11 protein-coding genes are annotated in these 14,254 nt (G+C 47.0%); 5 read left to right on the forward strand and 6 right to left on the reverse strand.

Annotation, left to right across the window (positions count from 1 at the left end):
• The 4 genes from FVR03_RS04355 to FVR03_RS04370 form a co-directional block, all read right to left on the reverse strand.
• On the reverse strand, positions 1–915 hold a 915-nt coding region (locus FVR03_RS04355), incomplete at its 3' end, for a PKD domain-containing protein (RefSeq protein WP_147920546.1).
• A 673-nt stretch (positions 916–1,588) separates the two neighbouring features.
• Positions 1,589–4,795, reverse strand: a complete 3,207-nt coding sequence (locus FVR03_RS04360) for a T9SS type B sorting domain-containing protein (protein WP_147920547.1) — start codon at positions 4,793–4,795, stop codon at positions 1,589–1,591.
• Positions 4,796–5,158: 363 nt separating this feature from the next.
• Complete coding sequence (locus tag FVR03_RS04365; protein WP_147920548.1) at positions 5,159–5,563, reverse strand: DUF2721 domain-containing protein; 405 nt, start codon at positions 5,561–5,563, stop codon at positions 5,159–5,161.
• A gap of 27 nt (positions 5,564–5,590) precedes the next feature.
• The gene (locus FVR03_RS04370; protein WP_147920549.1) at positions 5,591–6,133 is read right to left on the reverse strand and encodes a hypothetical protein; all 543 of its coding nucleotides are present in this window, start codon (positions 6,131–6,133) and stop codon (positions 5,591–5,593) included.
• 543 nt (positions 6,134–6,676) lie between these two features.
• Between FVR03_RS04370 and FVR03_RS04375 the strand changes: the two genes are divergently transcribed.
• Positions 6,677–7,291 (forward strand): DJ-1/PfpI family protein, encoded by a 615-nt coding sequence (locus FVR03_RS04375; protein WP_147920550.1) that lies wholly within the window; start codon positions 6,677–6,679, stop codon positions 7,289–7,291.
• A 105-nt stretch (positions 7,292–7,396) separates the two neighbouring features.
• Here FVR03_RS04375 and FVR03_RS04380 read toward each other — a convergent pair whose 3' ends face one another.
• Positions 7,397–8,086, reverse strand: a complete 690-nt coding sequence (locus FVR03_RS04380) for a TIGR02117 family protein (protein WP_147920551.1) — start codon at positions 8,084–8,086, stop codon at positions 7,397–7,399.
• 290 nt (positions 8,087–8,376) lie between these two features.
• Here FVR03_RS04380 and FVR03_RS04385 point away from each other — a divergent pair, with 290 nt between their 5' ends.
• The 3 genes from FVR03_RS04385 (at position 8,377) to FVR03_RS04395 (ending at position 12,106) form a co-directional block, all read left to right on the forward strand.
• Positions 8,377–10,935, forward strand: coding sequence for a M14 metallopeptidase family protein (locus FVR03_RS04385; protein ID WP_147920552.1), 2,559 nt, complete (start codon positions 8,377–8,379; stop codon positions 10,933–10,935).
• A gap of 381 nt (positions 10,936–11,316) precedes the next feature.
• Positions 11,317–11,853: a DinB family protein gene (locus FVR03_RS04390; RefSeq protein WP_147920553.1), complete on the forward strand. Its 537-nt coding sequence runs from the start codon at positions 11,317–11,319 to the stop codon at positions 11,851–11,853.
• Between the two features lie 73 nt (positions 11,854–11,926).
• Positions 11,927–12,106 (forward strand): hypothetical protein, encoded by a 180-nt coding sequence (locus tag FVR03_RS04395; RefSeq protein WP_147920554.1) that lies wholly within the window; start codon positions 11,927–11,929, stop codon positions 12,104–12,106.
• A 390-nt stretch (positions 12,107–12,496) separates the two neighbouring features.
• Here the strand turns inward: FVR03_RS04395 and FVR03_RS04400 are convergent, their stop codons facing one another.
• On the reverse strand, positions 12,497–12,922 hold the full coding sequence (locus tag FVR03_RS04400) for a hypothetical protein (protein WP_147920555.1): 426 nt from the start codon (positions 12,920–12,922) through the stop codon (positions 12,497–12,499).
• A gap of 969 nt (positions 12,923–13,891) precedes the next feature.
• On the opposite strand from FVR03_RS04400, the gene FVR03_RS04405 reads away from it, so the two are divergent.
• Complete coding sequence (locus FVR03_RS04405) at positions 13,892–14,233, forward strand: FEKKY domain-containing protein (protein ID WP_147920556.1); 342 nt, start codon at positions 13,892–13,894, stop codon at positions 14,231–14,233.
• Positions 14,234–14,254: the final 21 nt, after the last annotated feature.

A 14,254-nucleotide genomic window follows, 5' to 3' on the forward strand; every position in this document is an offset into this window, starting at 1 on the left:
GTAGTTTATGTCGTTTGGGTTGGTGGTGCAACGCACAAAAGGTGTGTTAAACCCAGCGTCAATATCCATCAGGTCGGCATCGGGGCCTTCTTTTACCGTTAGCTGGCGGGTTTTGGTGCTGACGCAGCCAGCGCTGTTGGTTACTTTTAAGGTAACGTTAAACGTTTTGGTGGCACCGGTAAAGCCTTTAAATACATGTGTAGGTGAGGCCGCTGTGCTTGTTGTGTTATCACCAAAGTTCCACTCGTATTTTTTGCCATCGCCGGTCGAGGCATCGGTAAACTTTATACCGGAGCCTGCGCAGAGGTCGCCGCCAGGAACAGTAAAGTCGGCTACTACCTCGGCTACTTTAATTGTTTTTTCCTGGGAGCTTTGGCAGCCATCGCTGTTGGTTACAGTAAGTTTAACTTTGTAGTCGCGGCTGGTGGTGCCGTTGGGCAGGTTAAACGTATGGCTTGGGTCTTTGCTGGTGCTGGTGCCGGTTCCTCCAAAGTCCCAGCTGTAGGTGAGGCCATCTCCGGAAGATGTGCTGGTGAAGCTAACACGGTCGCCGGAGCAAACTTCGTTCTTCAGAACAGAAAAATCTGCCAGTACGGCACTTGCCGTTATAACGAATTCGTCAGATAAGGTGCCTGTGGTGCTGCAGCCGCTTGCGCCATCTACACGCACGGTGTACCTTCCGGCCTGGTTCACCTCATGTTTGTCGGAGGTGGCGTTGGTGATGGTGGTGCCGTTTCTGGCCCAGGTATATCTGGTGCCCTTCAGGCTTGAAGTAAGCGTTACTTTATCTCCTGCACAAAGTTTGGTAGGGCCAGAGGCCGTTATAGCTGGTTTACAGTTCTGGCCGCTTGCACTAAATAGGCTGCCGCAGAGAAGGCATAGCACGAAAAGTCCTCTATGTAAAAGATGCATCATAATGTCGGATAATAGTTTGTAATAGAAATGAGGGTACAGCTTCCTCTTTAACAGTACAGAGAAAGCGCTAGCCTGATAATGTTGCTGGTTTATAATGGATTATGGCAGAATGAAGGTAAAATTTAAATCCATAATATTCAAAATAATATTGAATAAGTGATTAAAATACCTGGAAGCAGGTATGAATTTGAAGGGATTCAGTTGAAATCACTGAAGCGTTCAGGCTGTATTACCTGCTCTTTTAAAAAAGAAAGGCCTATGGAGATAGTAAGTAGTATTTGAATAAAAAATAGTAATTAAAAGATAAGGAAAGCAGCCACAGTTAAGATTAGCATGAACCAGTTACCGGCAACTAAAATCAGCAGCTATACCCTTGGAGGTAATTTGCCCAAATTTCTTTGGGAGGCCATTTTTATTTGAATAATTGATGTTGCCTACACTTATGCTTGAAGAGAAGCAGTCGTGCTTTAAAGTTATACTGGCAGAAAAGGATAGCTTATAGCTTGATAAAGATAGTTCTTACACGTTGTAGCCACACGAAGTTACAAGCTCGCCAGACACACTACTACCCAACATAATTAACTTCAAAAGGTAATAAAGGTAAATCCGTAACACCAATTATTTAAATGAAAATGCCCTTCCGAAGCTGTTTTAGGTGAAAGTGTGCCAAGGGTTACTTTATGATACTCACATTGCCTGAGAATAATTCGTTGTAATCTTTAAGCTCAATTATATAATAATAGGCGGCAGCCGGCAAGGTTTTGCCCTGGTACGTGCCATCCCAGAGCTTCGTGTATCCTTTCGATTCAAAAATCTTGGCTCCCCAGCGGGTAAAAATCTGCACGTGGCAATTGGGGTAAAGCCCGATGTTCTCGATTTCCCAGCCTTCGTTTATGCCATCGCCGTTCGGTGTAATGGCATTCGGAATGCGCAGGCCCGGTAGCACTGTAACAGTAACCTCATCTGTAAAGGTGCAGCCCTCCGGCGTAACTACCGTTACCGTGTAAGCGGTGGTTTGATGCGGTTTGGCTACCGGGTTTGCCACAAAACTATCTGACAAGCCCTCTTGCGGCCACCAACTGTAGCTACCGCCACCAGCAGCTTGCAGGTGCGTGCTCTTGCCTGCTATAACCGATACATCTTCGCCAGCGTAGGCCGAGGGCTTATAAACAGAGGCTGTTACCTTTGTTCGCGGGCTTATGCAGCCAAAAGCACTCACCGTTTGCACATAAAAATCCTGATCGGCAAAAAGGGCACGGGTTTGCATCTCGTTTCCTCTGTTTATGGCAGTTCCGCCGCTTGCCTGATCAAACCACTCCAGCCGCGCATCGGCAATCGTAGTGCTGGCTACCAGCCTGGCGGCCTCGCCCGGGCATACGGTGGCAGCTTGTACGGCGGGTGCTTCCGGAATGGGGTAAATCAGGATTTGCATGGCTTTGCTTACTAACTCCTGGCAGGGTGCCGAAAACACTTTACGCCTGAACCAAGTGGTAGCAGAGAGGGGAGGAGGTGTATAAGCCGCCTGGTTGTTTATGCCGGGAGCAGGTGCAAAACCCGAAGTGGCAGAGGTTGTACTCGCCTCCCACAGGTAATGGTACTTGCCGCTGCCACCTCTGGGCGTAGAACTTACCAGCGCGGCAGGTTGCTCACCGGCACAGAGGCTCTGTGAACCGGAAATAAGGTTACCTTCCAGAGCCTTGTACAGCACCACCTCATGGGGAGCACTTACAGAAGGCAGGCAGGTGCCGGCATTTACCACTCGCCTGAACCAGGTGGTTTGTGTCAGGTTTTGGGGTTGATAAGTTGCTGTGGTATTGGCTCCGCTGGCAGGCGCGAAACTGCCGGAAGGGCCTGTGGTACTGGCCTCCCACAAATAGGTGTAAGGTCCGTTGCCACCTGTAAGGGCAGCTCCTGTTAGGAAACCATGTGGTGTGCCAATACATGCCTCTCCGGCTCCGGTTATGGTATTGTTGGCTATAAGAGGGGTTATGGTAATAAGTACAGGCTCACTGTAATGCTCAAAACAGTCGCCAGATAAAACTTTTCGCCTGAGCCAGGTAGTTTGAGTTAGCAGCACCGGCGGATAATCTTGCAAATGGTTGGTGCCGGGAGCTATGGTATAGCCACTTTGCGCGCCTAGTGTACTGCTTTCCCACACATACTGGTAATTACCGATTCCGCCAGTTGGTAAGCTGCCGGTAAGAGTTGCGGTTAAGTTGCCGGAGCAAAGGGTTTGTGCTGCAGTTACCAGGTTGTTTGCGATGGCGATTCTGGCAGGTTTTACCTCAATGGTTTCGGTGGCTGTCTTTATAATACCACAGTTGTTCGTGGTAACAGCAAACTCGATCTGGTAAGAAGGGTTTAGGAGAGCGGCACAATCTATTTGCCAGGCAAAAGTTGCCGTGGCCTGCCCTGTGGCCGAAGCAACCGGCTGATACGAAATGGCGTGAGAAGCCATAGAAAAGTCTTTGCCTACAGCCGTAATTTCTACAAGATCATTCTCCGCATCCGTTCCGATTATCTCGAACCGTATCTGGTCCTTCTCCGATACTTCAAAAACACGTGTTGGGGTCGTTAGGGTAATGGTAGGCGGTGTGTCTTCTAAGGGTTCTACTATAAAGCTGATGCGCAGAGTGTCCTGGCCGGGCATGCTGCATTCTCCGTCGCCATCGTCGCTGGCAATTAAGTCGATCATGTAAATTTTCCCGTTTGAGTCGAAGCAGTTAAGGAGGCAGAGGGTGGTTTTCAGCGTATCTGCTTCGGGGCCGGTATTCACTTTGCCGCTCGTGGGGCCGGAGAAATAGAAATAGTCGTTATCGAAGTTTACAGGAATGGCTTTAATGGCTACCGGTTCGTTTTTGTCTCTATCCGTAATAAAAACAGAGAGGCAGCGTGCATCGGTGGGGTTAATGCGCAAAATGTCGCCTGGTTTATATTCGCGGCTAGGCAAACCATAACCCGGCTCGTATTTTGCCATAACAGCGGGTTCTTCGTTGCTCAGGCAGTCTCTTACAAGTAACTGAAACTCGATGCGGGTTTCGCCTATTTTTTCACCGTTTCTGAACTCCTGGCAACGCACCGAAAACACAAATAGCCCTTTATTTAAAGGCTTTACGCTGAGCATTCCAGTTTTTGAGTCGATGGTTAAAGCCGGATCGCCCAGAATCTGCTTTTCCTTGCTGTAACCAGGTAGCCACTGAATATCCGGATAAGGCCCAGGTGAGGCAGCAGGTGCAATGTTGATTTCAGAACTGAAGCCGTTGATAGGAGTTACCAGGTCGTACACCAGCTCATCGCCATCGGGGTCCTTTCCTCCGAAGTTGTACGTAAATAGCTCATTGGTGCAGGCATACACACTTGGTGGTGGAGGCAGGTTAGGCGAGGAGTTTATGAAAGTTGCATTGTTTCGCACAACTGCAGGAAACTCCACATAAAATGTTTGACCGGCACCGGCAGAATTAATAATGTTGCTGATGATGTTGTTGCGGCAGCACCTTTCCCACACGGCATAATACCCCTCCGGGTGGTGGTAAACAGCAGGATCGAGGTAGAGCGGCAGCTCGTAGTACATGAGCGTTGTTTTAATGCTAACGTTACTACAAAATGTATTGGAGTAGTTCATGGGCGTTTCCGAACGTAACGGCATGAGCAGGTTCTGCACCGGTTTGTTGGTACCCTTTTCGAAAATAGTGACACTCAGGTTCTGATCTTTTGCACCTAAATCTCCATTTATGGCATCGAAATAAAGGTTTAAAGAAAGCTTGTAATTATGGCCATTTACATGCTGCAAATTAAAGTCGCCACCTACCAGGTGAGTAGCGGAAGCGGGTAATGTAATGCTGAGAAAGATGGTGAAAAAAACCAGTAAAATTTTTCTCATAAGAGAGCGGCTGATGGTATTGCTAATTTTTTGTGAATATATGATAATATTTGGTGTGTTATATACTATTCCCTGTTTCTTTTCTGTAAATATTGGTATTTTGTAGAAGATGTGTACAGTAGCGGAGCCAGTACAGCTTTTACCAATAAACCTATGAGCAGGTAATAATCCTAAGTAACTGCCGGTGCTGCAGCCTGATAGGACTAGATAGCTGTTGTTATGGTAAGTTGCTTTTGGTGCAGTAAGAGCAGCACCAGCAACCCTTTACCTAAAAAGGATGAAAATGCTTTGGAAGGGCTTTTTAATTTAAATAATTGCAATCGGGCCTGAGTTTCCTGTAAAAGAGCAGCTGCTGCAAGTTACTTAGGTTGCCTCTGTCTCCTCCTCCATATCGTTTAGCTCTAGCTCAAGGGCATGTACCGAAATCTGTATTTCGCGGAGGGCCAGGCCGAGCGAGGCCAGCAGCATGAGCAGGCTCAGCCCGAAAACATACTTACCTGCCGTGTTGTAGCCGGCAAACAACAGAAACATGCACAGCACACAGCCAAACAGACTGCCAATGCCCACTGCCTGCATGTTCCGGATTAGAACGAGGCGGGTTCGCAGGTTCTGGATCTGGGCCAGCACGAGGTGGCTGTGGGTGGAGGCATAGCGCGGTTTCAGCCCCCTGATCAGGCTGGCTGTTGCCATAAACCGGTTGGTGTAAGCCAGCAGCAGCAGCGAGAGGGCCGGAAAAAGTAACCCGGGGGTGGTTAAGGTTAATTCCATAAGGGGAGCTTAGGCCGAGGGTGGTGTTTATTTTATACTTTTTATAAACTCATCGTCAATGGGGTCGTCCTCGTCTTCGTCGGGGTTGTTGTGGTCGAAGTCAATGGTCTGCAGCAGGTCGAGCCCTTCCAGCATCAGGTTGTCCAGTTCGTCTTTAGAGGCTGCATCGAGGGTGCGCTCAAACAAACCCAGAATCTGCTCGCGCTGCTCGTGCACAAAAATCTCCTGGTACAGGGTATCGAAAGCGGCAATTTTTTTCTGGATGATCTTGTCGATTTCTCTTGTGCTTTTAGCCTTAACAGCCTCCTGCAGCAGCGCCAGTACTTCGGTTGCTCCCTCGTTATCGGCTAACCGAGAAAAAGCTTTTATAAAAGCAATAGCTACCCCCAGCCGCACCAGTTCAAACCGAAAGTTGAGCTCTTCTGCTGAAGTGCCTTTATGCTGCAGCCGTGTGGCTTTAAACGTTTGCTCAAATTTTTTATAAACAGCAGGTGCGCCTTCTTCAAACAGTTCGGGTACTTCTGGCGAGTAGGCAGATTCTAGCAGCAGGTCAAAGCTTCTGGCGCTCATAATGGCAATTTGGTTTAAGTAATTAATTGTGTTAGCACAAAGGTAAAGTAACTGAATGCAAAACAAGAATACCTATGCCTATAGTTTTGCCAATACTTCATATAAAGTGAAGTTAGCAACTCTGGCCGCATTTCAAAAGGCAAAAATCATCGGATATGGAAGTGTAGCCGAAAGGGGAGGAAAATGTGCTGTGTCAGTAGAGCATTAACTACTTGCTTAAACCTGATTTTAGAAACAAAAACATTTGCGGAAGCTGCAAAAGCAGAGTTAAATGGCCTGATAAACAGGGGGCTGGCAATTTTAGGTAATACCTGGCCGTTATATACACAACACATTAAAAACATCAAAAAAGACTAGATCAGGTAATCTGGTTTACTCTGCAGCAATGGGTGCAGCATAGAGTAGCCTCTTTTTCTGACCAAAGCTGCACTGTTATTAACAGAAGCCTTTTTTTAAGTACAGCAAGAGAATCGCTGGAGCTTCAATCTGAGGTTAAAGCTGTAAAACGTAAGAACTGCCATTCACCTAACAAGCTATAAAACAATGGAAAACACAAGAAAAATTCTCTTCCTCACCGGCGATTTTACCGAAGATTATGAAACCATGGTTCCTTTCCAGATGCTGGAGATGGTAGGATACGAGGTACATACAGTTTGCCCGGATAAAAAGAAAGGCGATACCGTAAAAACAGCCATCCACGATTTTGAAGGCGACCAGACCTATACTGAAAAGCCGGGCCATAATTTTCAGCTTAACTACACTTTTTCTGATGTTAATGTTAGCGATTACGATGGCCTGGTGATAGCAGGTGGCAGGGCACCAGAGTACCTGCGCCTGAACCAGAAGGTGCTGGAGATAACCCGCTACTTTATGGAACACAACAAACCGGTTGCCGCTATATGCCACGGCATACAAATTTTAACAGCAGCTCGTGTGGTAACCGGCCGGAAATTAACTGCATACCCCGCAGTAGGCCCTGAAGTAGAACTAGCCGGTGGTACGTACATGGACGTGCCTGCTACAGATGCTGTGGTAGATGGTAACCTGGTTACTTCGCCTGCCTGGCCTGGCCATGCCAAATTTATAAGAGAATTTCTACAAGTGTTGGGCGCAAAAATTGAGATAGGCCAAAATGCAACAGCAGAAGCAACTGTTTAATTTAATTTAACAGGCAGAAGCCGGCAAGTAGCTACTTATTTGCTGGCTTCTGCTTTATCTCAAGGTCGCTTATTTATTCTTCCACTTTACCGGCCAGAGCTGCCGTTACCGCAGGTGCCGCATAATAGCATACGGGAATGGTGCCCACCATGCCGTTTTTACATCGGCTGCTTTTAAGCCTTTGTTTACCCAGCTGTTGCAGTTTTTAGTAGCATAGAATTTACCATGCGCTTCGTAAAAGTTATCGTGGCCACTGTAGCCGCTACCTTCTATTAACACATACTCTCCATTTTGCTGCTGAAACGAACTATCGATAAACTCTATGAGTTGCTGGTACTGCGCCAGCGTGAGCAGCACTGGGCGTTGGCGGTCGTTTGTGGCGAGGCTGCTGCGGATGTACTCTACATGCATAGCGGTGCGGGTGGGCCAGAGGGCAGAAGTTAGGGCCACATTCAGCTTCAGGTCGCTCCATTCAGGTGTTTCCATGTAGAAGCGGCGGTCGCCCCAACCAAAGCCGATGTGCGTAAAAGTGCTATCGGTTGTAGCAAAGTCTTGCAGCGGCAGCTTCTGTCGCCAATCGCGGAGAGGCGTTACCACAGGCAGCACCAGGTCGGTGTGCACCCCATTCGACGTAACAAAAATCCGGATGGTGCTTTCTGGTGTTTGGGCAAAGCTGCGGTTTACAGGGAAGCTGCTGAGCAGAAAACCCAGCACAAAAAACAGCGTCACCAACAGCAACACGCCTGCCGCTACTTTGGCCAGGAACATCAGTAATTTTTTGAAAAATAGAGTCATGTCTTTAAAAGCACATCTGTTCCTGGTTTTTAGTTCAACAGCGTATGCTCTGGCTTCAGATAAAAATACTAAAAAGCAGTACGATGGCAATGCCAGGCAGGCTCAGAAAAGGTACTGATACATGTTGCGCAAGCTTCACTTTTGTTTTCGGTTCCTCAGCTAAACAGGCTATATCAGGAGCATTTTACTTAAATCTGCTAACATACCTCTTTAAAAATTGGCAGGGTCAGCAATTTTCCGCAGATTGTAGAACCAACAGTATACCTGACTAAAACACATCTAACATAACAATGACGAATACCCTGAAGCGACTTCTCGCTTTTATTGTGTTGCTGCTTGCCGTGCAGGTGGCAGTGGCCCAGCAAAAGATAAAAACTCCCGCCGAATTTTTAGGTTATAAGCTAGGAGAGCAGTTCTCTTTTCATGCTCAGGTGGTAGACTATGTGAACTACCTGGCTGCCCAGGCACCAAACCGGCTGAAGGTGCAGGAGTACGGCAAAACCTACGAAGGTCGCCCGCTGCTGCTGGCTTATGTGGCAAACGACGAGAACCTGCAGCGGCTCGAGCAGATACGGGAAAACAACCTGCGCCAGGCAGGTGTGCTGCCAGGGCAGGTGCAGGGCAACCAACCCTCTATTGTGTGGCTCAGCTACAATGTGCACGGCAACGAGTCTGTGTCGAGCGAGGCGGTGCTGCAGGTGCTCTACGACCTTGTAAACCCCGACAACGCCCAGATAAAGGAGTGGCTGCAAAACACGGTGCTGCTCATAGACCCCTGCGTGAACCCCGATGGCCGCGAGCGTTATGTGCAGTGGTATAAGCAGACGCAGAACCAGGGCGGAAACCCTTCGCCACATGCCTGGGAGCACTACGAGCCCTGGCCAGGCGGCAGACCCAACCATTACTATTTCGACCTGAACCGCGACTGGGCCTGGCAAACCCAGGTAGAGTCGAAGCAGCGGCTGGCGCTTTACAATGTGTGGCTGCCACAGGTGCACGCCGATTTTCATGAGATGGGAGCAGAGTCGCCTTATTATTTTTCTCCTGCTGCCAAACCGTTTCACGAGAGCATTACGCCTTTTCAGCGGGAGTTCCAGAACACCATCGGCGACTATAACCGGGCTTATTTCGATAAAAACAACTGGCTCTACTTTACCCGCGAGAATTTTGATCTGCTGTACCCCAGCTACGGCGACACCTGGCCCACTTACAACGGGGCCATTGGCATGACCTACGAGCAAGGCGGCTCCGGACGTGCCGGTCTGGCTTACAAAAAGCAGGATGGCGACACCCTTACCCTCACCGATCGCATTGCCCACCACCACGCTGCCAGCCTGGCCACCATTCAGGCAGGCTCCGAAAGAGCCGACCAGCTAAAGCAGGAGTTCCGGAAATACTACGAAAACAACCTCAAAAATCCGGCAGGCGACTACAAAGCTTTTGTGTTTAAGGCAGAAAGCGGCAGTGCCGGCAACTTACGTGAACTAACCAACTACCTCGACCGGCAGCAGATCTGGTATGGGTACGCTGGCAAAAGCAGCAAAGGCAGAGGCTTTAATTACGCAACAGGCAAAGAAGAAAGCGTACAGGTGGGGCAGCAGGACATCGTTATAAGCATGTACCAGCCAAAGTCTACACTCATTAAGGTACTTTTTGAGCCAGCCTCCAAACTGGAGGATAGCCTTACCTACGATATTACCTCCTGGGCTTTGCCGTATGCCTTTGGGGTGCAGGCTTATGCTTTGCGTAACCGCCTGGAGCCAGCCCATGGCAACGTAACTCCGGCTGAGGCTGCTCCTGTAACCATAGAAAAACCTTACGCTTACCTGGCCCGCTGGAATAGCCTGAGCGATGTAAAGTTTCTGGCCGAGCTGATGCAGGCCAAGGTAAAGGTGCGGGTGGCCGAAAAAGAGTTTGAAACCGATAAACAGCAATACGGCGCTGGCACGCTTATTATAACGCGCACCGGCAACCAGGCTGTGGCAGGCGATTTCGATGCCACGGTGCAGGCGCTTGCTAAAAAGCACCAGGTCAGCCTCAGCGCCACCACCACCGGTTTTGTAAGCAGCGGCTCCGACTTCGGCTCTTCGAACGTGCGTTACCTGAAGGCTCCGCGAGTGGCCATGATGTCGGGAGAGGGTGTGTCGGCGTATGCGTTTGGGGAGGCCTGGCACTTTTTTGAGCAGCAGATCGGGTACCCGGTAACTGTGCTCGGAACTTCTTATTTCCAGCAGGTGCCCCTGCACGAGTTCGACGTGCTTATATTGCCGGGCGGTAACTACAGTCGCGTCTTCACCGATCCGGTACTTGAGCAGGTTAAAAACTGGGTGCGTTCAGGTGGTAAACTAATTGCTTTAGAAGGAGCAGCCGCTTTTCTGGCCGATAAAAAAGACTTCAACCTGAAAAAGAAAGGAGCAGAAGATACAACAGCAGCGGCTAAATCTAAAAACGAAACCCAGAACCCATACCAGAACCTGCGCGTGTACGGCAACCGCGAACGCGAATCGCTGGCCGAAGAAGTGCAAGGCAGTATCTTCAGGGTAAACCTCGACAAAACGCACCCGCTGGCCTTTGGTTACGGCGACACCTATTACGCCCTGGTTCGCTCTTCCGATACCTTTGAGTACCTGAAAGATGGCTGGAATGTAGGCGTGTTGAAAAAAGGAAACTATGCCACCGGCTTTGTCGGCACTAAAGCGAGAACAAAGCTTCAGGATTCGCTGATTATGGGTACTCAACCTATGGGCCGCGGCCAGATAGTATACATGGCCGGCAACCCGCTTTTCAGAGGATTCTGGCAAAGTGGCAAGTTACTTTTCAGTAATGCCGTATTTCTGGTAGGGCAGTAATACTACGCACAATTAAAAATTAAAAATTAGAAATGATCGGGAATGAACTCACTTTCCATCCCTTTTTCCTGATTTGAGTTGAAGAAATAATAGTGCCTTTTGCCAATTGGTGCAGGTAAATTATTTAAATGAAAAAGCCCTTCCGAGGGCTTTTTAGCTTCCTGATGCTCAAGGGTAGGGCAGGGTTGGCAACAATTTACTTGGCAGGTAAACTACCAATTGTTACCTTAGTGAAACGTAATAAATAAGTGGTTTGTGTGAAGTCGAAAGAGACTGAAAGTAGGAAAACCTGCAGCGTTAAAATAGTCATGTAGTATTCACACACTCACTCATTTATTCATTCAAAATTAAAACGGGCTGCGGCTCCAGAAACAGAACGCTATGGCACCTCAGATTACCTTTCCGGCCCCAGCCGAATACCCAGACGCAGTAAAAGCTTACGTAGAAGCAGCCAAAGCCGAAGATATATTGGCAGGGCTGGCCGCTAGTCAGCAGTTTATTATAAACTCGATGCTGGAGCTAAAAGAGGCGCAGCTAAATTTGCGTTACCAGCCTGGTAAATGGAGCATAAAAGAAGTGCTGGTGCATGTGGCAGATACCGAGCGTATTTTTGCCTACCGCGCCCTCCGCTTCGCCCGTCACGATAAAACCCCGCTTCCCGGTTTCGACCAGGATATTTATGTGGAACCATCTAAAGCCGCAGCCAGAACCATTACGTCTATTTTAAATGAGTATGCGGCAGTGCGGCAGTCAACAATTGAGCTGTTTAAAAGTTTCGATGAAGAAGCTCTTAACCAGACCGGTCTGGCGAGTAACAACGAGATCTCGGTAAGAGCCATTGGCTACGCGATTCTGGGCCACGAAATACACCACCTGCGTATAATCCGGGAAAAGTACCTGCAGCTGCCACTAATTTAGGTGTTTGAGCATCAGGATGTAAGTTAAAGTTAACCTATGAAGCTGCCTGCACAGTAGCTACCGAAGAACCCACATGAGAAACCAAAAACTTTTTAGAATAGCCCTGGCCGTGGCCTGTTTTGTATTTGCCGGCCTAAAAGCCTATGCCATTGCACAAGGCGATTATACCTGGATCGATGTATTTTTCATGATTGCCTTTCTGGGCTTCGGCATTATGTACCTGATCGTGCTCAACAAAACAAAAAAGCCATAGCCACCACCCTTGACTAAAAATAGCCTAAAATGCTTTTGGAGGGTATTTTCATTTAAATAATTGACTGCGATCTGCTTGCTGCTACATGGCTTAATGGTTAAATTATTTGATGGTTGTTTTGGGGAGTGTTGCATTCGTAGAGGTAGAAATTTTGAATGAGAGATTGAGTGAATAACTCATAAGTTTTTTCTTAAAAACGGGTCTAGTACCTTCTATTTAGCGCTTTAAACCTAATCTCGCAGCCGATACCTAAACGGAAGACATGTGCGTAAAATGCCCTAAAAGCAAAACCTGAACTTAAAAGGACTGCTAAAGTCCAACTAAGTTCAGGTTCTCAACTTTTAGCCAAAGGTATTTAATTATACGTTTGACCGAAAAGAAGGTTTCTGTTTACTCCGCTAAAAAAGCAATAAGTTTCTGAGAATGAGGTTGTAAGATGCCTGTTTTAGCCTTGTCTTCGTAAACCACTGCTTTAAATTCAACCTTACCCACGTTTACTGTTTTGTAGGAGTTTATGCCTGACCAAAGCTGGTCGCCTGCTTTAACCTTTATTAGTTGTGTGTTGCCATCCGGAGTGGTAACAAGTAAGGTGCCGGCAGTGGCAGCATAGGCTAATTGCTCCGGGTTGCCGTGCACGGTCGCAAATTCACCTGGCTTCAGGTCTACTTCGAGTAGGCGCATAAAGTTGGTGTCGAGCAACTGAGAGAATTTTTGTGCTTCGTTTTTGGTAGCAGGAACATCCTGGCCATTTGCAGCGGAAGTAGAAACAGATAAAGACGTAGCCAACAGAGCAGCTACCATGGTAATTTTTTTCATAGTTTTATTTTTTGGAGCGGTTAATTTTCAAGTTTTATTTTGTCGGAAGAGTTGCTTTAACTCGTCTTTCTGGTGTGTGTAGAGGTGGCGTTGTAATGGGTAAGCGGTATTTGTAATTGGTTTGTATAATTCTGAAATTCAATACTATAGATGCAGTAATGCTATTAGAGGTTGCATCAGCTAAAAGAATACTAGCTAAATAATGCGAAGCGATGTGAATGCTATCTCGCTACCTTTCAGAACCGCTTTTTTTGTGTCAGCAAAGTTTTCAAGTACGCCAAGCATTAGCAGAAACAGGACCAGTAGTAAGAAAAGCATTTTCATAGTTTGGTTAATTTTAGGTTCTTCAATTTACGTGTGCTTTATAGATGTAGAAAACCAGTAAAGGGTTGCTTTATGTTCAGAAATAATTTCTACTTAATCCTGATTTCCTTATAGCATTTGCTATGCCAAGTTTGTAAATGGCTATTAATTAATGCTTTACAAAGTAATTTTGTATCTGGAGGAAAATAAATCGTCCGGAGGTGCACACTTCTGTGTTCGGTAGCGGACACAATTTAGTTAGCAATACCTATTGCTTTGGTAGCTAACTAAATTGATGGCTATCTGTGGATGGTTCAATTATAAGCAGCGGTAAATATTTTAAACTTTGATTTACAGAAAGGTATACAGCTTGGGGAGCTACCTTGCCAACTACCGCAGAGCAAAGTTTATTCTCTGGTTTATAGAGTTATCCTGGACGATGTAATGTAAATTTAGTAATTTAAAGACAACTGCACTAGTGTTTACTTTTAGAGAAAACTATGCAGCAAAAGGTAAAACCACTTACGCAAATAGTGCAGATAAACGTATGTTTAAGGGGTTATTACGTTTAGTTGCTAGTTATAGCGTATTAAATTTATGAAATTTCTTATCCTAACAAGTCTACTAACCTTATTCTCCTCTGTCGGATTTGGGCAAACAATAAAGTTGACTGACGCAGACATCAATAATAGTGGCGCTATTAAATTAGTGTTTGTTACCACAGTTGATGAAGCCCGAGAACTTGCAAAAAAGGATATTAAGAAGAACATGCCTTTTCTGTTGCTGCGAAGCGAAATAGCCCCTGTAGTATATAATACAGACAGCGCCTTTGAAAACAAATATAGTGTCTACTACTATGAAGATGGCTGCACAGGGCCAGATTATAGACTAACGGAAGAATATAACTTCGTGATTCTCGACCATCTGCAAAAGACATATGGTAAGGAATGGATGAGAAAAATAAGAACGGATGTGGTAGGTTATAAAAAGTGGAGAAGCGAGAAATAAAACAAGCTACAACCACACCCA

Source organism: Pontibacter qinzhouensis, from assembly GCF_008017455.1.
GTDB lineage: Bacteria > Bacteroidota > Bacteroidia > Cytophagales > Hymenobacteraceae > Pontibacter > Pontibacter qinzhouensis.

What these genes read in the sequence shown, in the direction of transcription:
- FVR03_RS04385 (WP_147920552.1), top strand. Translation starts at nt 8,377, where the DNA reads ATGACGAATACCCTGAAGCGACTTCTCGCTTTTATTGTGTTGCTGCTT.
- FVR03_RS04380 (WP_147920551.1), bottom strand. Translation starts at nt 8,086, where the DNA reads ATGACTCTATTTTTCAAAAAATTACTGATGTTCCTGGCCAAAGTAGCG.
- FVR03_RS04375 (WP_147920550.1), top strand. Translation starts at nt 6,677, where the DNA reads ATGGAAAACACAAGAAAAATTCTCTTCCTCACCGGCGATTTTACCGAA.
- FVR03_RS04365 (WP_147920548.1), bottom strand. Translation starts at nt 5,563, where the DNA reads ATGGAATTAACCTTAACCACCCCCGGGTTACTTTTTCCGGCCCTCTCG.
- FVR03_RS04395 (WP_147920554.1), top strand. Translation starts at nt 11,927, where the DNA reads ATGAGAAACCAAAAACTTTTTAGAATAGCCCTGGCCGTGGCCTGTTTT.
- FVR03_RS04370 (WP_147920549.1), bottom strand. Translation starts at nt 6,133, where the DNA reads ATGAGCGCCAGAAGCTTTGACCTGCTGCTAGAATCTGCCTACTCGCCA.
- FVR03_RS04400 (WP_147920555.1), bottom strand. Translation starts at nt 12,922, where the DNA reads ATGAAAAAAATTACCATGGTAGCTGCTCTGTTGGCTACGTCTTTATCT.
- FVR03_RS04360 (WP_147920547.1), bottom strand. Translation starts at nt 4,795, where the DNA reads ATGAGAAAAATTTTACTGGTTTTTTTCACCATCTTTCTCAGCATTACA.
- FVR03_RS04390 (WP_147920553.1), top strand. Translation starts at nt 11,317, where the DNA reads ATGGCACCTCAGATTACCTTTCCGGCCCCAGCCGAATACCCAGACGCA.